Raw genomic sequence first — 19,578 nt, forward strand, 5'->3', positions numbered from 1 at the left:
CGGGGGCGTCGGGGCGCGATCACATCGCGCCCGCACTCCCGCTCCCCTCTCCGCCGAGCGCGTGCTGGCGCATCCAGGTGTGCATGGCGATCGCTGCCGCCGCCGCGACGTTGAGCGAGCGGGTCGAGCCGAGCTGGGTGATCTCGAGGACGTCGTCGCAGACCGCCAGCAGCTCCGGGCTGATCCCCGGTCCCTCCTGGCCGAAGACGAGGACCGCGCGCTCGGGCAGCCGGGCGTGCTCGAGGGGCCTCGCGCCGGGGAGGATGTCGATCGCGATCAGCGGTCTGCCCCGCTCGTGCGCCCAGGCGGCGAGGTCCGCGGCGTCGGGGTGGTGGATCTCGTGCTGGTAGCGGTCGGTGACCATGGCGCCGCGGCGGTTCCAGCGTCGGCGGCCGACGATGTGGAAGGCGCCCACGGCGAAGGCGTTCGCGGTGCGCACGATCGAGCCGATGTTCGCGTCGTGCTCGAGGTTCTCGATCGCGACGTGCAGCTCGGTGCGGTGGGCGTCGAGGTCGGCGATGATCGCCTCGCGCCGCCAGTAGCGGTAGCGGTCCACGACGTTGCGGCGGTCCCCGACCGCGAGCAGATCGGGGTCCAGTCGTGGATCCTCGGGCCATGGCTCGGGGTGCGGGCCGACGCCGATCTCCCGCTCGGGGCCGGAGTGCTCGACGGGGCCGATGGGCTCGACGGGGTCAGTGGGCTCGCCCGGGTCAGTCATGGCTCGTCGTCCTGTCGTCCCGGTCCATCCCGTCGTCGTCGTGCTCCTGCGCGCGGACCCGGAGGTCCGGGTCCGGCAGGCCCTGGGCGCGGCGGCGCCGCTCGCGCCGCACGAGCCGCACCACCCAGATCACGAGGAGCAGCGCGATCACCGCGTACACGATGTTCGAGATGACCTCGGTGAACGGCTCGATGACGTGCCAGTTCACGCCGAGCGTGAAGCCCAGGGTGATGAACAGGGCGTTCCAGATCGCGCTGCCCGCGAGGGTGAGCAGGGTGAAGCGCCAGAACGGCATCGCGAACAGGCCCGCGGGGATGGAGACGAGCGACCTGATCCCGGGGACCATGCGTCCGAAGAACACGCCCTTGGTGCCGTGCCGGCGCATCCAGTCGACCGTCCGGTCGAAGTCCTCGACGTGCAGCAGCGGCAGCCGCAGGAACAGGGAGCGCAGCCGCGCGGGGCCGAGCGCCCGACCCAGTCCGTAGAGGACCCAGGCACCGGCGACCGACCCGGCCAGCGAGAACAGCAGCATCTCGAGGAAGGAGTGGCCCTCCTTCGCGGCGGCCACGCCCGCGAGCGGCAGGATCACCTCGGAGGGGATCGGCGGGAACACGTTCTCGAGGAAGATGAGGAGGGCGACGCCGAGGCCGCCCAGGGCGTCCATCGTGTCCACGGCCCAGTCGACGACGTTCATCGGGACGCCCCGGCTCGCGGGACGGATGCGGGGGCGCAGGTCATGGGGGCCTCTCGCTCGTGGACGGGCAGCTCCATCGTAGAGGTCGCGCCGATCAGCTTCCTGGCACGGACCTGACCTTCTACTGTGTGCCCCATGACCTTCAACCCGAACGCCGACATCCGCTCGGACAACGTCTCCCGCGGCGGCGGAGGCGGTCGCGGCCGCGGCATCGCCATCGGCGGCGGGGGCGGCGGGTGCCTGCTGCTGGTGATCGTGGTGGTCTACGCGATCATGGGCGGGAACCCGCTGGATCTGCTGCAGGGCTCGGACTCGGGCAGTTCGCAGTCCCAGGACCAGGGCACGGGCGGGGACACCGGATGCTCGTCGGGCGCTGATGCGAACGCCTCGGACGACTGCCTCGTGCAGGGCACCGTCGAATCGGCCGACGCCACCTGGCGGGACCTCGCCCCGCAGATGGGCGTCTCCTTCAGCGAGCCGCGCGGGAAGCTGTTCTCCGGGCAGACGAACACGGGCTGCGGCGCCGCCTCACGGGACGTCGGCCCCTTCTACTGCCCGGCCGACAGTACGATCTACATCGACACGAGCTTCTACGACGAGCTCAGCTCGACGTACGGGGCCTCCGCCGGCGCCTTCGCGAAGGAGTACGTGGTCGCCCACGAGTACGGGCACCACATCCAGAACCTGCAGGGCACGATGGACCGCATCGACCATGCGCAGACGGGCCCGAGGAGCGACGGCGTGCGCCTCGAGCTGCAGGCCGACTGCTATGCGGGCGTGTGGGCGGACCATGCCTCGTCCTCGAAGGACCAGGAGGGCCAGGCGTTCCTCGAGCCGCTCACCGACGAGAACATCTCCGACGCGCTCTCGGCGGCGAGCGCCGTGGGCGACGACCACATCCAGGGCGAGGTCTCGGGCGGCGACGTGAACCCCGAGACCTGGACGCACGGCTCGTCCGCGCAGCGCCAGAAGTGGTTCTCCACCGGCTACGAGTCCGGCGATCCGGCGTCCTGCGACACCTTCTCCGCCTCGGACCTGTGACGGGTCCGCTCAGATGGTGAGCTCGTCGACCGAGTACGCGGAGAGGTACCGGCAGCCGGCCGCCTCGATCTTCTCGCGGGCGCCGGTGCCGCGGTCCATGATCACCGCGACGGCCCGGATCCGCGCGCCGGCCTCCTCGATCGCCTCGCACGCGGTGAGCACGCTGCCCCCGGTGGTGGAGGTGTCCTCGACGGCGATCACGTCGCGGCCGGCGATATCGGGGCCCTCGATGCGGCGCTGCAGGCCGTGGGCCTTGTTCGCCTTGCGCACGACGAACGCGTCCAGGCGCGGCGAGGGCAGGGCGGAGGCGCCCTCCTCCGCCGCGAAGTTCGACCAGGGATGGGCGCCCGCGGCGGAGGCATCGTGCGCGGCGGTGTGGAGGATCGAGGTCGCGACCGGATCCGCGCCGAGCGTCAGGCCGCCCACGGCGGTCGCGGCGTCGGACCCGTGGAGCAGGCCCTCGGAGGCGAGCAGGTCGAGCATGACGCGGCCCACGAGCGGGGCCGCCTCGTGGTGCAGGGTGATGCGGCGCAGGTCGATGTAGTAGTCGGCCTCGGCGCCGGAGGAGAGCGTCACCTTCCCGCGCACCACGGCGAGGTCGTCGATGAGCTGGAGCAGGCGGGCGCGCGCGTCGGCGGTCGAGATGTCGGGCATGGCACCAGGGTAGACGCAGCGTGCGTCCCGCCGCGTCGCTCGTTCAGTCCGCCGGCGCGCGGAGCTCCGGCTCCCGGCGCCCTCGCTCAGCCGTCCTCGCGCTGCCAGGGGGCCTTCAGCCGGCGCCGGGACGCGCGGCGGCGTGCGCGGCCGAGGGCCCGTCGTCCGGCCGCGGCCTCCCAGCGGGGGGAGGCGAGCAGGCGCACCAGGCGACGGGGCGCGAGGCGGGAGACCTCGCCCGCGGCCCGGTACTTCACCGAGGGGATCGAGAGCACCTGTCCCTTGGCGGCGTCGCGCAGGGCCTGCTCCACCACGAACGGGGCCTTCAGCCAGGTCACGCGCGGCAGGCCCTCGACGCTGATCGAGGCGCGCTCGTGGAACTCCGTGGCGACGAAGCCGGGCAGCAGCGCGGTCGCCGTGACGCCCGTCCCCTCGAGCTCGGTCGCCAGGGACTCGGTGAACACGGTGACCCAGCTCTTGGAGGCCGCATAGGGGCCGGCCGCGGTGTACCCCGCCAGGGAGCTGACGTTGATGATCGCCCCGCAGCGACGCTGGACCATCACCCGCGCTGCCGCGTGGGAGAGGACGAGGACGGCCCGGATCAGCGTGTCCATCTGCTTCTCGTGCTCCTCGACGCCGACCTCGAGGAAGCGTCCGCGCAGCCCGTACCCCGCGTTGTTCACGAGCAGCGAGACCGGGGCGACGGGATCGGTGACGGCGGTGGCCACACGATCCAGCTCGCGGCGCACGGAGAGGTCGGCCGCGAGCACGTCCACCTCGACCTTGTGCACGTGGCGGATCTGCTCGGCGACCGCGCGCAGGCGCCCCTCGTCCCGGGCGACGAGCAGCAGGTCGTGCCCCGTCCCGGCGAGCTGCCAGGCGAACTCGAGGCCCAGTCCGGCGGTCGAGCCGGTGACCAATGCGCGTGCCATGTCCTGATGCTAGTCGCGCGCGGCCGCGCCGGCGGCCCTGTCCGAGGTGTCGGAGGAGGACTGCTCCGGGGTGCCGGAGTCCGGATGCTCCGAGGCGGCGTCGCCCAGGTACGCGAGGGCGGCGGCGACCTGGGCGCGGGTCATCGCCTCGAGGGTCGGATGCAGCTCGGGCACGAAGGCGCTCTGGTGGTTCGCGGGGACCGCGCTCGCGACCGTGCCGTCGGCCTGGGCACGGCGGTACAGGTCGGGATCGGTGCCGCCGACGGTCCAGTACACGTACGGGGCACCGAAGGCGTCGGGAAGATGCGAGAAGTCCTCGCTCGCGGTCGCCGGGGCCATCGTGATCACCTGGCCGTCGTCGAACGCCTCCTCGAAGGCGGCCCGCACGATCTGCTCCTGCTCCGGATCGTTGCTGGTCAGCGGGTACTGGTCGTAGTACTCGACATCCGGTTCCCGGGTGCAGCCGGAGGCCGCGCACTCGGCGCGCACGATGCGCTCGAGGGCGGCGATCACCTCGTCGCGCACGTCCGGGTCGTAGTGGCGCAGGTTCAGGCGCAGCTCGGCCGTCGCGGGGATGACGTTGGACTTGGTCCCGGCGTTGAGTGCGCCGACGGTCACCACGGAGAACGCGCCCGGCGGGATCTCGCGGGACACGATCTGCTGCAGCCGCAGCACGATGCTCGAGGCGAGGACCACAGGGTCGACGGCGAGATGCGGCATGGAGCCGTGGGCGCCCCTGCCGTGCAGGGTGACGTGCACGGAGTCGCCCTGGGAGAGGACGGGACCGTCGGTGATCGCGACCTGGCCGGCGATCCCGGGCATGACGTGCTGGCCGAGCGCCACGTCGGGCCGCGGCACGGCCTCCGCGAAGCCGTCGCGGAGCATCGAGAGGGCGCCGTCGGCCTCCTCCTCGCCGGGCTGGAACACGGCGACGTAGGTGCCACTCCAGTCCTCGCGGTTCTCGACCAGGGCGCGCACCGCGCCCAGCAGCGCGGAAAGATGGAAGTCGTGGCCGCAGGCGTGCATGACCCCCTCGGTCTCGGAGCGGTAGTCGACGATCTCGTCCTCGGTGACGGGCAGGGCGTCGATGTCGGCGCGGGCGAGGACCGTCGGCCCCTGCCCGTTCTCGATCACAGCGACCACGCCCGTCCCGCCGAACCGGCGCGTCTCCAGGCCCAGCTGCGCGAGCTCGCTCTCGATCCTCCCGGCCGTCCGCTCCTCCTGCATGCTCAGCTCGGGGTGGCGGTGGACGTCCTTGTAGAGGTCCTCCTGCCAGTCCCCCATCGATGTCAGGCTCTGCTCGATCGCGATGTCCATGCCCCTACTGTGCATCCTCGGTCGGCCGGTGTGCAGGGGGATCGGACGCGGCGGGTCCGGCGGGCCGGAGGGGCTGTGCCGATCGAGGGGACGGGCGCGTCGGCCCGCCCGCATAGACTCGTCCCATGCGGATCGCCACCTGGAACATCAACTCCCTGCGCGCCCGGATGGATCGGCTGCTCGCGCTGCTCGAGCGCCAGGAGATCGACGTGATCGCCCTGCAGGAGATCAAGGCGAAGCCCCAGCAGCTGGACCTCAGCGGTCTCGAGGCCGCCGGGTACGAGGTCGCCGCGCACGGCCTGAACCAGTGGAACGGCGTCGCGGTCGCCTCGCGCGTCGGCCTCGCCGATGTGCGCACCGAGCTGCCGGCGGTCCCCGCCTGGCCCGACGACGAGGACGGCGTGGTCGAGGCGCGCGCGCTCGGCGCCGTCGTCGGCGGCGCCGAGGACGGCTCCGGCGGCCTGCGCCTGTGGTCCCTGTACGTGCCCAACGGCCGCGAGATCGACCACCCGCACTACGGCTACAAGCTGCGCTGGCTCGAGGCGCTCCGCGCCGAGGGAGCCCGCGAGCTCGCGGCCGACGCCGATGCCCGTGTGCTGCTGACCGGCGACTTCAACGTCGCCCCCGAGGACGACGACGTCTGGTCGATGGAGTTCTTCGAGGGGAAGACGCACGTCACCGAGCCCGAGCGCTCGGCCTTCCGGGCCGTGGTCGACGAGGGCTACCTGGACCTGGTGCGCCCCGACCACCCGGGCCCCGGTGTGTACACGTACTGGGACTACCAGCAGCTGCGCTTCCCGAAGAAGGAGGGCATGCGCATCGACTTCGCGCTCGGCTCCCCCGCCGTGCAGACCGCCTACCGCGCCTCCTTCATCGACCGCGAGGAGCGCAAGGGCAAGGGCGCCTCCGACCACGCGCCCGTGGTGCTCGACCTGGAGCTCTGACCCCGCTCCGCGGATCCTCCACAATGTCCGTTTATCCCCCATCCGGGTTTCGGGGCTGACGGGGAGGCCGCTCGCGCCGACGCTGGGGGCATGACCAGCCTCCTGGACCGCCCCGCCCTCCGCACGCCCTCCCGATTCCCGGCCGCCTCCTCCCCACCGAGCGCCGAGGGCCGGCGGGAGCGCACGCCGGTCCTTCGAGGGCGCGGGCCGGCGTCCGGGACCGTGGGCGGTGCGCCGACCGTCGTCGTCTGGCACGACGTCGCCGCGGAGGACGATGCCGCGGGGAGCCTGCGGGCGCTGGTCGCGGACCATGCCGGTGCCGCCGGCGCTGTGCTGCGGGACGCTCGCGCGCTCGCCGCACCGGGGCCTTCCGGACCTGCCGGATCGGCCGGTCCTGCCGGGTCCGCGGGAGCGGCCGAGGCGCGCGAGGCGCTGCACCTGTGCACGCCCGCCGCGCTGCTCGCCGATCCTCCGCGCACCGCCCGCTCCAGGCTGCTCGTGGTCACCGATCGCCCGGTCTCCGAACCCGTGTGGCGGCGTGCGCTCGAACTCGAGGCAGCGGCCGTGCTGCGCCTCCCGGAGGACTCGACGCGCCTGCTCTCGCTGCTGGGGGACGCGCTGCGACCGCGCCAGAGCGCCCGCATCATCGGGGTGGTCGGCGGATGCGGCGGGGCGGGCGCCTCGAGCCTCGCGGCGCGGCTCGCGGGAGCGGCCGCCCGTGCCGGTCGCTCGAGCGTGCTGATCGACGCCGACCCGATGGGCGGCGGCCTCGATGCCCTCGTCGAGGCCCCGGAGCTGCGCGGCGCCTGCTGGGAGGACCTCTCCGGGATCGATGCGGCCGACGGCGAGGCGCTGGTCGCAGGGCTCCCCGAGGTCGACGACGTGCGCCTGCTGGTGGCACGGGAGGATCCCGCTCCCAGCGGCATGCAGCTCGACCACGTGCTGGCCGCGCTCAACTCCCTCACCGCGCAGGTCGTGGTCGACCTCGCCCCCGATCTGGTGGGCCCGGCGATCGCGCACCTCGACCGCCTGTACGTGGTGCTGCCGGCGACCGACCACGCCCTGCGCGCCACCGCCCGGCGCCTCGCCGCCTGGCACCTGCCGCCAGGGGGCGCCGAGGCCGTGCTCCGCGGTCGCGGACCCGTGTCCTCCGCGGATGTCCGGGAGGCGCTGCACCTGGGCGTCGCCGGGCGCTTCGCGGACTCCTCGCGCGGGACCGTGCCGCTGCTGGACGTGCGCCGCCGAGGAGCGGACGGCCTCGCCCGTCGCCTCGCGGCGAGCTGGGACGACGGTCGATGAGCGCCGTCGACGCCCCGGAGGGCGCTTTCGACGCGGTGATCGACCGCGTGCGCGAGGACCTCGCCGCGGAGCCAGGCCCCGTCGACGTCCCCCGGGTCTCCCGGGCGCTGCGCCGGGAGGGCCGTGTGCTCGGCGCCGCTGCGATGCTCGAGATCACGAGCCGGGTGCGCGACCACGTCTCCGGGCTCGGGCCGCTCCAGGACCTCGTGGGGCCGGGAGTCACTGACGTGCTCGTCAACGGCGACGGCAGCGTGTGGGTCGACGGCGCCGAGGGACTGCACCGCAGCCCTGTGCACGTCGCCCCCGAGCAGGCGCGCTCGCTCGCCGTGCGCCTGGCGACCCTGGGCGGCAGACGCCTCGACGACGCCGTGCCCTGCGCGGACGCGCGACTGCCCGGCGGCATCCGCTTCCACGGGGTGCTCTCGCCCCTCTCGCCCACGGGCGCCCTGATCTCCCTGCGCCTGCCCTCCCGGCGCACGATGAGCCTCGCGGATCTCGAGGCCGCAGGTGCTCTTCCGGACCCGCTGCCCGAGGTGATGCGGGCGCTCGTCGCCGCACGCGCGGCGTTCGTTGTCACCGGAGGCACCGGGACGGGGAAGACGACCCTGCTCGGGGCGCTGCTCGCCCTCGTCCCCGAGAGCGAGCGCATCGTCGTCATCGAGGACGCGCAGGAGCTGCGCATCGACCATTCCCATGCCGTCCACCTGCAGTCGCGGCACGCCAACAGCGAGGGCACGGGCGCGGTGGACCTGGCCGACCTGGTCCGCCAGAGCCTGCGCATGCGTCCGGATCGCCTGGTGCTGGGCGAATGCCGCGGCGCCGAGGTGCGCGAGCTCCTCCAGGCGCTGAACACGGGGCACGAGGGCGGCTGCGGGACCCTGCATGCCAACACCGCCCTGGACGTCCCCGCCCGCCTGGAGGCGCTCGGCGCGCTGGGCGGGCTGGACCGGCAGGCGCTCGCCGCACAGGCCGCGAGCGCCCTCGAGGTGGTCGTGCACCTCGGCCGCCCGCACGGGCGGCGTCGGATCGTCGAGCTCGCGGTGCTCGAGCGCGGAGGCGACGGCGCGCTGCGCGCGGTGCCCGCGCTGGACCTCCGCGAGGACGTGGTCGTCACCGGTCCCGGATGGGCCCGGCTCGCCCGCCGCCTCGGCCTGAACGTGCCGCCGACGGCGGGACCCGGAGGCGCGGACCGCGCCAGAGGCCGCCACAGCGCCCGCGCGGACGGCGGGGCGGCGCGACCGGAGGCGGTCCGATGAGCATCCTCCCTCTTCTGCTCGCCGCTCCTCTCGTCCTCCTCGTGGTCTGGAGCAGGGGACCGGCCGTCGCGGCACCGGGCCGACGACCTCTGCGCCTCGCTCGCCGCCCGCAGCACGCGAGCACGCTGGACGTAGCCCGCATGGTCGAGCGGCTCGCGGTGGTGCTCGGCAGCGGGTCGCCCGTGCGCGGCGCATGGAGGATCGTCGCCGACTCGCTGCCGCCCGGCGACCTCTCCCAGCTCGCCGCCCGGGTGAGCGCCGGCGCCGACCCGCGCCGCGCCGCCCACGGGCGCCTCTCGCGCTCCGCGGAGATCCGGGCACTCGGCACCGCGCTCGAGGTCTGCGAGCACAGCGGCGCCCCCATGTCCTCCCTGCTCGAGGGGCTCGCCGGGGCCCTGCGCGGGCTGCACGACGCCGCGGCCGCGCGCCGCAGCGCCTTCGCGGGCCCGCGGGCGACCGGTCGCATCCTGCTGGGTCTGCCCGTCGCCGGCATCGCCCTGGGCGCGCTCCTGGGCGCCGATCCCCTGCGGATCCTGTTCGGCACCACCGCCGGTCGTCTGCTGCTGATCAGCGGCTGCGCCCTGACCCTCGCCGGCTGGTGGTGGATGCGCTCCCTCCTGCGCACCGCCGAGGGGCACGCGCACAGCGGCGTGGACCCCTCCGTGCTCCTGGATCTCATCGCCGGAGCGATGACCTCCGGGCTGCCGCTGGCCGGTGCCTCATCCGTGGTGGCGCGGGCCCTCGCCGAGGATCGCTCCTCGCAGGCCGCCGCGAAGGACCTGGACCGCTTCGCGCAGTCCCTCGCGGCGGGCGTCCCCTCCGTGCTCGCGGCGCGGCACCTGCCGCCCGATCTCACGGTGCTCGGGGAGTCCGCGCTGCTGGCCGAGCGCTCCGGCGCGGACCTCACGCGCGTCCTCCACGGGGCCGCGCGGGACGCCCGTCGCGACCGCGCCCGCGACGCCGAGGCGGCCGCCGCGCGCCTGGCCGTGCGACTGGTCCTGCCCACCGGCGCCACCCTGCTCCCGGCCTTCGTGCTGCTCGGGATCATCCCGACCGTCGCCTCGCTGCTGAGCGGCTCCCTGGGCGTCGAGACCTGGCTCCCCGTCGTCTGACCGCCGCTCGTCCTCCGACCTGCCTCACCCCTGACCCCCGGGCTCGTGCCCGGTCCGCGCCACCGATCGGCGGCGCGCCATCACCCGCACCCGCGGGTCCACCCGAAGGAGATCACCATGTCCGCACCCGTCCTCACCCAGCCCGTCCCGCGCCGCCGGCGCGCGGCCTCCACCCGTCCCGCGTCCGTCGGGCCCAGGACCACCCGGGCCGCGGCGGACCCGTCCCCGCGCCCGCGCGCCCACGCTCCCCACGGCGGCACCGGCGTGTTCGGGCCCACCCGACACCGCCTGGGCGCGGCCCTGCGGGACGACGCCGGCGCGTCGACCGCGGAGTACGCCATCACGGTGCTCGCGGCCTGCGGCTTCGCGGCCGTGCTGGTGCTGCTGCTGAAGTCCGGCGAGGTGCGGGAGCTGCTGATGAACATCATCACCTCGGCGCTCTCGCTGGGGCAGTGACCGTCCGCTCCCCCGCCCCACCCGCGCAGTGCGCGCACGCCGACGAGGCGTCCCGGCAGGCCCCTTCCCGGGCCGGCCGGGGCGCCCGTCGCCCGCTGCGCGGCAGCACCGGCTCGGTGACGGCCGAGACAGCGATCGTGCTGCCCGTGGTCGTGCTGATGGTGCTCGTGATCCTCGTGGCCGGGGTCGGGATCGGAGCGCAGGTGCAGCTCGAGTCCGCGGCCCGCGGGGCGGCCCGCGAGCTCGCGCGCGGGCAGAGCGAGGGCGAGGCAGTGCAGAGCGCTCAGCGGATCGCCGGCGACGGTGCACAGGTGAGCGTCGGTTCCGACGGCGCGTGGGTGCGCGTGACGGTGACGCGCACCGTGGGCGCCCGCGGCGGCCTGCTCGCCGGCGCGAGCTGGGACCTCAGCGGTTCCGCCCAGGCGCGCAGGGAACCCCACCTGGTGGGCGACGGGCAGGGAGGGGGCGCACCGTGACGCCGCGACGCGCATGGGAGGACGCGGGAGAGCACGCGAGGGAGGAGGGATCGGCGCCCGCGAGCGTCCTCGCCTACATCGGGGCGATGACGGCGGTGCTCGGCGCGGTCGTCGTCATCGGGCAGGGGCTGCTCGCGCTCGCGGCCGCGGACACCGCCGCGGACCTCGCCGCGCTCGCGGGCGCCGACTCGCTCGCCGTCGGCGGCAGCGCGCCGTGCGCCGTCGCCTCCGAGGCGGCCGCCCGCAACGACGCGAGCCTGCTCTCGTGCACGGTCGCGGGTCAGGACGTGATCGTCGAGGTCAGCACGCCTGCTGGCGCGCTGCCGGATCAGCGCTCGCGGGCCCGCGCCGGCCCTGCGCCGTCGAGCAGCTCGAGGACGGCGAGCGCGCCCGCCTTGGACAGCGGCTCGTTGCCGTTGCCGCACTTGGGGGACACCACGCACGCCGGGCAGCCGGCCTCGCATGCGCATTCGCGCACCATGTCCTCCGTCGCCCGCACCCAGGCGGCCGCGTCCTCGGCGCCGCGCTCGGCGAACCCGGCGCCGCCGGGCGCGCCGTCGTACACGAAGATCGTCGGCTGGCCGGTGTCCTCGTGATGGGCCGTCGAGACCCCGCCGATGTCCCAGCGGTCGCACGTGGCCAGCAGCGGCAGCATCGAGATCGCGGCGTGCTCGGCGGCGTGCAGCGCGCCGGGGAGCAGCTCGTCGACGATGCCGTCGGCCTCGGTGGTCTCCTTGGGCAGCACGAACCAGACCGCGCGCGTGGTGAGGGTGCGCGGCGGCAGGTCCAGCGGATGCTGGCCGAGGACCGCCTGGGTGTACACGTCACGCACCTGGTAGCCCGTGACCTGGTCGGTGACGTCCACGGTGCCGAAGCACAGCGTCACCCCCCGCCCCCACTCCTCCTCGCGGTCGGTGGAGCGGATGCGGATCGTGGAGGTCGACTGCGGATGCGTGGAGTGGAGGGGGTCCTCGCGGTGCACGAGGGCGACCGCCCGCTCGACGTCCAGATGATCGACGACGAAGTTCCTGCCCTGGTGCATGTAGACCGCGCCGTCATGGACCTGGGTGTGGGCGCTGCCGGCGTCGACGGTGCCCAGCAGGGCGCCGCTGGACGCCTCGACGATCCGCACCGGCTCACCGCCGCTCCCGCGCAGGTCGGTGAGGTCGTGGGCGCTCTCCGTCATCGTCCAGTACCAGCCCGTCGGGCGGCGTCGCAGCACGCCGCGGGCGGCGAGGGTGTCCAGCAGCTCCCTCGCGGCGGGGCCGAAGATCTCCTCCTCGCCCTCGCGCAGGGGGAGCTCCGCGGCCGCGGCGCACAGGTGGGGAGTCATCACGTAGGGGTTCTGGGGGTCGAAGACGGCCGCCTCGACCTCCATGCCGAACACGGAGTCCGGATGGTGCACGACATAGGTGTCCAGGGGGTCCTCGCGGGCGACGAACAGGGCGAGCGCATCGCCCTCCTGGCTGCGCCCGGCGCGTCCCGCCTGCTGCCAGAGCGAGGCGCGGGTGCCCGGCCAGCCGGCGATCAGCACGGCGTCGAGCCCGGAGATGTCGATGCCCAGCTCGAGGGCGTTGGTCGAGGCCAGCGCCCGCAGCTCCCCCGAGCGCAGAGCGTCCTCGAGCGACCTCCGCTCCTCCGCGAGATACCCGCCGCGATAAGCGGCGATCCGCCCTGCCCGGCGCGCGAGCTCGCCGTCCATGGCCTGCTCCGCCTCCTGCCCGAGCAGGCGCTGCGCGCCCGTCGAGACGAGCTCGGCCCCGCGCCGGGTGCGGGCGAACACGAGGGTCTGCACGTCGCGGCGCACGAGGTCCGCGAGCAGTGCGCCGGCCTCGCTCGTCGCCGAGCGGCGCAGCGGCTCCTCGCTGCGCTCGGTGTGCTCGGTGTGCTCGCTGCGCTCGGTGCGTTGGTCGGCAGGGGCCTCGCCGCCGGGCCCATCGGGGCCACCGGCCCCGCTCGGGTCCGTCGGACGGCGGCCGTCGACGACCGACGTCGTGCCGGGCTCCCACAGTCCGAAGGTGACGCCGCCGCGCGGAGAGCCGTCCTCGGTGACGGCGACGGCGTCCCCGCCGATCAGGCGGGAGGCCGAGAGCTCGGGGTTCGCGGTGGTGGCCGAGGCCAGGATGAACGTGGGGTCGCTGCGATAGGCGGCCGCCACGCGGCGCAGGCGCCGCAGGACCATCGCGACGTGGGTGCCGAAGACGCCTCGGTAACTGTGGCACTCGTCGACGATCACGTACTTCAGGGCCCGGAAGAAGCTCGCCCACTGCTCGTGACCGGGGAGGATCCCGAAATGCAGCATGTCGGGGTTGGTGAGCACGAAGGTGCCGTGTCGACGGATCCAGCGGCGCTGCTCCGTGGGGGTGTCCCCGTCGTAGACGGCCACGCGGGCGTCGCGCAGCTCGGCGCCGTCGGCGAGCGCCGTGATGTTGGTGAGCTGGTCCGCGGCCAGTGCCTTCGTCGGCGCGAGGTACAGGGCGGTCGCGCGCGGCGCGGAGCGGTCGAGCTCGCGCGCGCCGATCGCGCTCAGCGAGGGAAGCAGGTACGCGAGCGACTTGCCGGAGGCGGTGGCGGTGGAGAGGACGACGTGCCGCCCCTCGTGGGCGAGCTGCGCAGCCTGCTCCTGGTGGATCCAGGAGGCCGTGATGCCGCGGGAGGCGAGGTGCTCGCGCAGGCGCGGATCCGTCCACTCCGGGAACTCGCCGGTGCGTCCGGGGCGCGCGGGCACGTGCTCCACATGGGTGAGGCAGGTGCGACGCTGCAGGGGTGCGCTGAGCTCCCGCAGCAGCTCGTCGGCCCGCCCTCGTCGCACCCGCTCCCCTTCCTGACCACGGCCCGGATCAGCGCCGGGAGCGGTTCTGGGACCGCCCGTCCAGCGCATGTCCGGATCACGTCCGGGCACCTGGGGCACAATCGTAGCCATGCCCGCCGACATCGCCCCCGCCACGCGCGCCCCCGCGTCCGCCGAGCGCGCGCCGGCGCCCCCGCGCGTGCAGTCCGCCCTGCTCGATGCGCTGCGCAGCGACCTGGCGGCGGCCCCCTTCACGACGCAGGCCTGCCGCGACCTGTTGGGCCCGCTCGCGCACGACGCCCTGGGCCGGGAGAACCCGATCCCCGCGCGCCGCGTCCTGGCCGAGGACGAGCGGCCCACGGCGGTGCTGCTGTGGCTGTTCACCCTCGGCGGCGCGCTCCGCCGGGATCTCGTCGAGCGCGCCCTGCCCGCCCTGGGCCTCGAGGGCGCGATCGCGCTGGGCCTGGTCGAAGAGATCGAGGCGGAGGCGGCCGCGGAGGGTGGGGGTGACGGAGGCTCCCGCGCCGCGCGCGTGCGCGCCGTCGTCGACGTCTCCCCCTACGCCGCGAGCGACGACCTCGGCGAGATCCAGTGGTGGATCGCCTCGGACCTCTCCGAGATCGCGACCGGCGCACCACTCTTCTCGGACCACGTGCTCGGGGTCGGCGGCGCCTCGCTGACCCTCGCCCGGATCACGCCCCGCGGGCACGTGGGGCGTGTGCTGGACCTGGGCTGCGGCGGCGGCATCCAGGCGCTGCACGCCTCCCGGCACGCCGACCACGTCGTGGCCACCGACCTCTCGCCCCGCGCGCTCGCCTTCGCGGCCTTCAACGCGGCGCTCAACGGCATCGAGCTCGAGCTGCGGGACGGATCGCTGCTCGAGCCCGTCGCCGGCGAGCAGTTCGACCTGGTGGTGAGCAACCCGCCGTTCGTCATCACGCCCCGCAGCGGCGGGGTCGAGCAGTGGACCTACCGCGACGGCGGCCGCACGGGCGACGTGCTGACCGCCGAGCTCCTCGCAGAGCTGCCCCCGCACCTGGCGCCCGGCGGGAGCGCCCTCATGCTCTCCAACTGGGAGATCAGCGCGGACACCGCATGGGACGTCCATCTGCGGGCATGGCTCGAGCCGGTCCTGGCCGACGGGATCGACGCCTGGGCCATCCAGCGGGAGAGCGAGGACGCCGCCCAGTACGCGGAGACCTGGGCGCGCGACGGCGGGATCACGGTGCGGGATGCGGCGTGGCCGAGCATGCAGGAGGCCTGGCTCGAGGACTTCGAAGCCCGCGGCACCACCGGCATCGGCTTCGGCTACCTGATGCTGCGCCGGCCCGCGGCACCGCGTCCGGACGGTGCCGCGGTGCTCCTCGAGGAGGTCACCGGGACGGGGAGCGGCACCCTGTCCGAGCACATCGGGGCGGGGCTGACGGCCCTCGACGCTCTCGCCCGGCTCGACGACGAGGCCCTGCTCGCCTCCCGTCCCGTGCGTGCGGCGGACGTCGTCGAGCGGCGCCACCTCACCCCCGGCGAGTTCGATCCGATGCTCATCGAGCTCGTGCAGGGCGGCGGCTTCGCACGCGCCGTGCGCGAGGACCAGGTGCTCGCCGCCGTCGTCGGCGCCCTCGACGGGACGCTGACGCTCGGCCAGATCCTGGGCGCGGTGTGCGCCCTGACCGACGAGGACGAGGACGACGCCCGCGAGCGCGTGCTCCCGCAGCTGCGCGAGATGATCCGCACCTCGATGGTGACGCTGTGAACGCGCGGCACGAGGACGCCTCGCACGAGGAGGCGTGGCCCGAGGACGATCCGCGCGGCTCCCATCGCCCAGGGCCCGGGTACGGGCACAGCACCCCCGTCGAGCCCGACGGGCCTTACGACCCCCGCGAGCCCGACGACGTCGGCGCGGTCGCCGCCCCCTCCGGACCCCATCGCCGCAGCGGCCTGATCCCGCGGCTGCTCGTGGGCCTGCTGGGCACCGCTGTCTGCACGGCGCTCGCGGTCCTGCTCGCGAAGGGCGCCGTCGGCACGGCGCGCGGGCAGCGGCTCGACCAGCTGATCCTCTCGGCCGCGCAGAACGACGACGGCCCGATCACCCAGGTCATCTTCCCTGCGCTGAACACGGTGACGGTTCCCGTGGTGCTGCTCCTGCTCGCCCTGGCCGCGGTGTTCGCGCTCGTGCGGCGCCGGCCGTCCCTGCTGCTGCAGATCCTCGTGATCGTGGCCGGCGCCAATCTCACGGTGCAGATCGTGAAGTCCTTCGTCGTGGACCGCACCGCGCTCGCGGAGGACATCGACGTCACCCCGAACTCCTTCCCCTCCGGGCACACGGCGCTCGCGATCTCCGTGGCGCTCGCCCTGATCCTCGTCTGCCCCGCGAGGATCCGGGGCCTGGTCGCGATCCTGGGGACGGCGTGGGTCGCCGCCGCCGGGGTCGGCACCATCGCGGGCGGCTGGCACCGGCCCAGCGACGTGCTCGGCGCTCTGCTGGTCACGGGAGCGTGGACGTTCCTGCTGCTCGCGGTCGACGCGGCGCTCGCCCTCGCCCGCACCCCGCGCGGCCCCGAGGGGCTCGCGCATCCGCGCGACGCCCGGGCCGGGCGCGGGGCGGGACCGCTGCTCGCGGTGCTCGGCGCGGTGGCGGTCGCGGCGGGGATGGTGGTGCTCGCCACGGTGCCCACCCCCATTGACCTCGACGACGCGTCCCACCAGGCCCGCGCCTATCTGGCCACGGTGCTCGTGATCCCGGGATCCGTCGCCGTCCTCACCGCCGCCGCGCTGGGACTGCGCGTGCCGGACCTCGCACGTCCCGCGGGACCCCGGTCCCGGTGAGCACGTGGCCGGAGCGTGTACGGTGAGCACGCCGGAGCCACCCAGGCACCGCGCAACGGCCTCCCGGACCCGCTCCGGAGCCTCCAGAACCACCAGAAGGACGGTACAAGTGCCCGGCTCGCGCCATCTCGTGATCGTGGAGTCCCCTGCCAAGGCGAGGACGATCGCCCGGTACCTCGGGGACGACTACGTCGTCGAGGCGTCCGTCGGCCACATCCGCGACATCCCCGTCCCGAGGGACCTCCCGGCGGACATGAAGAAGGGTCCCTACGGCAAGTTCGGCGTCGACGTCGAGAACGGCTTCGACCCCTACTACGTGGTCAGCGCCGACAAGAAGAAGACGGTCGCGGACCTCAAGAAGAAGCTCAAGGACGCCGACACCCTCTACCTCGCCACCGATGAGGACCGCGAGGGGGAGGCGATCGCCTGGCACCTGCTGGAGACCCTCAAGCCCAAGAAGTCCCTGCCGGTGCACCGCATGGTCTTCCACGAGATCACGCGCGACGCGATCCAGGCGGCGCTGACGAACACCCGCGAGATCGACGACCACCTGGTCGACGCGCAGGAGACCCGCCGCATCCTCGACCGGCTCGTGGGCTTCGAGCTCTCCCCCGTGCTGTGGCGCAAGATCCGTCCCTCGCTCTCCGCCGGCCGCGTGCAGTCCGTGGCGACCCGCCTGGTCGTGGAGCGCGAGCGCGAGCGCATGGCCTTCGTCCCCTCCGATTACTGGGATGTGACCGGCACCTTCGCCGGATCCGATGCGGCCTTCTCGGCCCGCATCGCGAGCGTCGACGGCTCGCGCGTCGCGAGCGGCTCCGACTTCGCCGACGACGGCACCCTGAAGAAGAAGGCGGCCGCGGCGACGGTGCTCACCGAGGAGTCGGCGACCGCGCTGGTCTCCGCGCTCGAGGGGGCGCAGGCACGGGTCGCGAGCCTGGAGTCCAAGCCGTACACCCGTCGGCCCGCCGCCCCGTTCACCACGTCCTCCCTGCAGCAGGAGGCCTCGCGCAAGCTGCGCCTGGGCGCCCGCCAGACCATGCGCGTCGCGCAGGGGCTGTACGAGAACGGTTTTATCACCTACATGCGTACGGACTCGGTCGCGCTGTCGGGCGAGGCGATCAGCGCCTCGCGCGCCCAGGCCGCCGAGCTCTACGGCTCGCAGTACGTGCCCGAGAAGCCGCGCCACTACCAGAACAAGTCGCAGAACGCGCAGGAGGCGCACGAGGCGATCCGCCCCGCCGGGGACCGCTTCCGCACGCCCGCCCAGGTCGCCGGCCAGCTCTCGGGCGACGACTTCCGTCTCTACGAGCTGATCTGGAAGCGCACGGTCGCCTCCCAGATGGCCGACGCCAAGGGCACCACGAGCTCCGTCGAGCTGGCCGTCGAGAAGGCCGGCCGCGCCGCCACGTTCCGCGCCTCGGGCACCGTCATCACCTTCCGCGGGTTCATGGCCGCCTACGAGGAGGGCCGCGACGCCTCCCGCTACGGCGAGCAGGACGAGAACGACAAGCGCCTGCCGCAGATGGACGAGGGCGACATGCTGGACGTCGAGGCCCTCGTGCCCGACGGCCACACCACCACCCCTCCCCCGCGCTTCACGGAGGCCTCGCTGGTGCGGGCGCTCGAGGAGCGCGGCATCGGCCGCCCCTCGACCTACGCCTCGACCGTGACCACCATCCAGGACCGCGGCTACGTGCTGCGCCGCGGCTCGGCGCTCGTGCCCAGCTGGACGGCGTTCGCCGTGGTCAAGCTGCTCGAGGAGCACTTCGGGCCGTTCATCGACTACGACTTCACCGCCCAGATGGAGGAGCAGCTCGACAAGATGGCCCGCGGCGAGCTGGGCCGTAGCGAGTACCTCGACGACTTCTATCGGGCGGACGGGACCGACGGACCCATCGGCCTGCAGCCCATGGTCGAGCACCAGGGCGACATCGACCCCCGCGAGATCAACTCGATCCCGATCGGCGAGGGCATCACGCTGCGCGTCGGCCGCTACGGCGCCTACGTGGAGCGCCCCGCGCCCGTGGACCCGGACGCCGCGCCCGCGGCGCCCGACGCAGAGCCGGCCCCGCCGCAGCGCGCGAGCCTGCCCGACGATCTCGCGCCCGACGAGCTGACGGTCGAGAAGGCCCGTGAGCTGCTCGAGCGCCAGAAGGACGACGGCCGCGTGCTGGGCGAGGACCCGGAGACCGGCCACGACGTGATCGTCAAGGACGGCCGCTACGGCCCCTACGTCACCGAGGTGCTGCCGGAGGACCCGGACGACAAGACCCCCAAGTCCAAGCGCCCCAAGCCCCGCACCGCGTCGCTGCTGCAGTCCATGGACCTGGCCACGGTCGATCTCGACGACGCCCTCAAGCTGCTCTCGCTGCCGCGCGTGGTGGGGGCCGACGAGGACGGCACGGAGATCACCGCGCAGAACGGCCGCTACGGCCCGTACCTCAAGAAGGGCACGGACTCGCGCTCCCTGGAGACCGAGGAGCAGATCTTCTCGATCACCCTGGACGAGGCGAAGAAGATCTACTCCCAGCCCAAGCAGCGCGGCCGCGCCGCCGCGAAGCCGCCGCTCAAGGAGCTGGGCACGGATCCGACGAGCGAGAAGCCGATCGTGGTGAAGGACGGCCGCTTCGGCGCCTACATCACCGACGGGACGACGAACGTGACCCTGCGCCGCGACGACTCCCTGGACGCCCTCACCCATGAGGTCGCGGTCGAGCGCCTCGCCGAGAAGCGCGCGAAGGGCCCGGCCAAGAAGGGCGGGCGCACCACCACCCGCAAGTCCACGACGAAGAGCACGTCGAAGAGCACGACCAAGAAGGCCGCGCCGAAGACGAGCAGCTCGAGCACCAAGAAGAGCTGACCCGCGCGGGGGCGCGGCGGGGTTCCCGCGGGACTCGCCGTGCCCGAGTCGTCCTCGAGTCACGCTCGAGCCGTGCCCTCGCGAGCCCGCGGTCGCGCCGCCAGGTCACGACCTCACAACAAAGCGACGAATCACGCGTTCCGGTTGTGTCCCGGATCACCGGAAAGGCCTAGAGTGACGGCGTCATGGTGACGCCGGGCCC

Annotated in this window: 16 protein-coding genes and 1 pseudogene; 11 read left to right on the top strand and 6 right to left on the bottom strand. The window is 74.1% G+C overall.

The annotated features are described in order from the left end of the window. Positions 1 to 19 precede the first annotated feature (19 nt). Positions 20 to 718 (bottom strand): TrmH family RNA methyltransferase, encoded by a 699-nt coding sequence (locus tag ACFQ53_RS02260; protein WP_377854753.1) that lies wholly within the window; start codon positions 716 to 718, stop codon positions 20 to 22. Next, a complete protein-coding gene (locus tag ACFQ53_RS02265) occupies positions 711 to 1,412 on the bottom strand; it encodes a DedA family protein (protein ID WP_377854756.1) in 702 nt (233 codons plus the stop codon). Before ACFQ53_RS02265 ends, ACFQ53_RS02260 begins: the two co-directional genes overlap by 8 nt. A 135-nt stretch (positions 1,413 to 1,547) precedes the next feature. On the opposite strand from ACFQ53_RS02265, the gene ACFQ53_RS02270 reads away from it, so the two are divergent. Continuing rightward, positions 1,548 to 2,453 carry a neutral zinc metallopeptidase gene (locus tag ACFQ53_RS02270; protein WP_377854759.1) on the top strand — a complete coding sequence of 302 codons (906 nt, stop codon included), beginning with the start codon at positions 1,548 to 1,550 and terminating at the stop codon, positions 2,451 to 2,453. Positions 2,454 to 2,462: 9 nt separating this feature from the next. Here ACFQ53_RS02270 and ACFQ53_RS02275 read toward each other — a convergent pair whose 3' ends face one another. The 3 genes from ACFQ53_RS02275 to ACFQ53_RS02285 all read right to left on the bottom strand — a co-directional run bounded on the left by ACFQ53_RS02275 (position 2,463) and on the right by ACFQ53_RS02285 (position 5,356). Further along, positions 2,463 to 3,107: an orotate phosphoribosyltransferase gene (locus ACFQ53_RS02275; RefSeq protein WP_377854762.1), complete on the bottom strand. Its 645-nt coding sequence runs from the start codon at positions 3,105 to 3,107 to the stop codon at positions 2,463 to 2,465. Positions 3,108 to 3,193: 86 nt separating this feature from the next. Then, positions 3,194 to 4,039 carry an SDR family oxidoreductase gene (locus ACFQ53_RS02280; RefSeq protein WP_249476955.1) on the bottom strand — a complete coding sequence of 282 codons (846 nt, stop codon included), beginning with the start codon at positions 4,037 to 4,039 and terminating at the stop codon, positions 3,194 to 3,196. A gap of 9 nt (positions 4,040 to 4,048) precedes the next feature. Continuing rightward, on the bottom strand, positions 4,049 to 5,356 hold the full coding sequence (locus tag ACFQ53_RS02285; protein ID WP_377854765.1) for an amidohydrolase: 1,308 nt from the start codon (positions 5,354 to 5,356) through the stop codon (positions 4,049 to 4,051). A 125-nt stretch (positions 5,357 to 5,481) separates the two neighbouring features. Here ACFQ53_RS02285 and ACFQ53_RS02290 point away from each other — a divergent pair, with 125 nt between their 5' ends. The 7 genes and pseudogenes from ACFQ53_RS02290 to ACFQ53_RS02320 all read left to right on the top strand — a co-directional run. Beyond that, complete coding sequence (locus ACFQ53_RS02290) at positions 5,482 to 6,300, top strand: exodeoxyribonuclease III (protein ID WP_377854769.1); 819 nt, start codon at positions 5,482 to 5,484, stop codon at positions 6,298 to 6,300. Positions 6,301 to 6,390: 90 nt separating this feature from the next. Beyond that, positions 6,391 to 7,599: a hypothetical protein gene (locus tag ACFQ53_RS02295; protein ID WP_377854772.1), complete on the top strand. Its 1,209-nt coding sequence runs from the start codon at positions 6,391 to 6,393 to the stop codon at positions 7,597 to 7,599. Then, on the top strand, positions 7,596 to 8,855 hold the full coding sequence (locus ACFQ53_RS02300) for a TadA family conjugal transfer-associated ATPase (RefSeq protein ID WP_377854775.1): 1,260 nt from the start codon (positions 7,596 to 7,598) through the stop codon (positions 8,853 to 8,855). Before ACFQ53_RS02295 ends, ACFQ53_RS02300 begins: the two co-directional genes overlap by 4 nt. Continuing rightward, positions 8,852 to 9,967 carry a type II secretion system F family protein gene (locus ACFQ53_RS02305; protein ID WP_377854778.1) on the top strand — a complete coding sequence of 372 codons (1,116 nt, stop codon included), beginning with the start codon at positions 8,852 to 8,854 and terminating at the stop codon, positions 9,965 to 9,967. The genes ACFQ53_RS02300 and ACFQ53_RS02305 overlap by 4 nt, the downstream gene beginning before the upstream one ends. A gap of 117 nt (positions 9,968 to 10,084) precedes the next feature. Then, positions 10,085 to 10,423 (top strand): DUF4244 domain-containing protein, encoded by a 339-nt coding sequence (locus ACFQ53_RS02310; protein ID WP_377854780.1) that lies wholly within the window; start codon positions 10,085 to 10,087, stop codon positions 10,421 to 10,423. Further along, complete coding sequence (locus ACFQ53_RS02315) at positions 10,420 to 10,899, top strand: TadE family type IV pilus minor pilin (protein ID WP_377854783.1); 480 nt, start codon at positions 10,420 to 10,422, stop codon at positions 10,897 to 10,899. The genes ACFQ53_RS02310 and ACFQ53_RS02315 overlap by 4 nt, the downstream gene beginning before the upstream one ends. Before the next feature lie 86 nt (positions 10,900 to 10,985). Next, positions 10,986 to 11,195: pseudogene (locus tag ACFQ53_RS02320) on the top strand (Rv3654c family TadE-like protein); the annotation flags it as partial. Between the two features lie 32 nt (positions 11,196 to 11,227). On the opposite strand, the gene ACFQ53_RS02325 reads toward ACFQ53_RS02320, so the two are convergent. Beyond that, on the bottom strand, positions 11,228 to 13,711 hold the full coding sequence (locus ACFQ53_RS02325; protein WP_377854786.1) for a DEAD/DEAH box helicase: 2,484 nt from the start codon (positions 13,709 to 13,711) through the stop codon (positions 11,228 to 11,230). A 109-nt stretch (positions 13,712 to 13,820) separates the two neighbouring features. Between ACFQ53_RS02325 and ACFQ53_RS02330 the strand changes: the two genes are divergently transcribed. The 3 genes from ACFQ53_RS02330 (at position 13,821) to topA (ending at position 19,376) form a co-directional block, all read left to right on the top strand. Then, entirely contained in the window at positions 13,821 to 15,443 is a 1,623-nt protein-coding gene (locus ACFQ53_RS02330) for a methyltransferase (protein WP_377854789.1), read from the top strand. Then, complete coding sequence (locus ACFQ53_RS02335) at positions 15,440 to 16,516, top strand: phosphatase PAP2 family protein (RefSeq protein ID WP_377854792.1); 1,077 nt, start codon at positions 15,440 to 15,442, stop codon at positions 16,514 to 16,516. The genes ACFQ53_RS02330 and ACFQ53_RS02335 overlap by 4 nt, the downstream gene beginning before the upstream one ends. A gap of 109 nt (positions 16,517 to 16,625) precedes the next feature. Further along, positions 16,626 to 19,376 carry a type I DNA topoisomerase gene (topA, locus tag ACFQ53_RS02340; protein ID WP_377854795.1) on the top strand — a complete coding sequence of 917 codons (2,751 nt, stop codon included), beginning with the start codon at positions 16,626 to 16,628 and terminating at the stop codon, positions 19,374 to 19,376. The last annotated feature ends 202 nt before the right edge of the window (positions 19,377 to 19,578 follow it).

The organism is Brachybacterium sp. NPDC056505 (assembly GCF_042794925.1).
Taxonomy (GTDB): Bacteria; Actinomycetota; Actinomycetes; order Actinomycetales; family Dermabacteraceae; genus Brachybacterium; species Brachybacterium kimchii.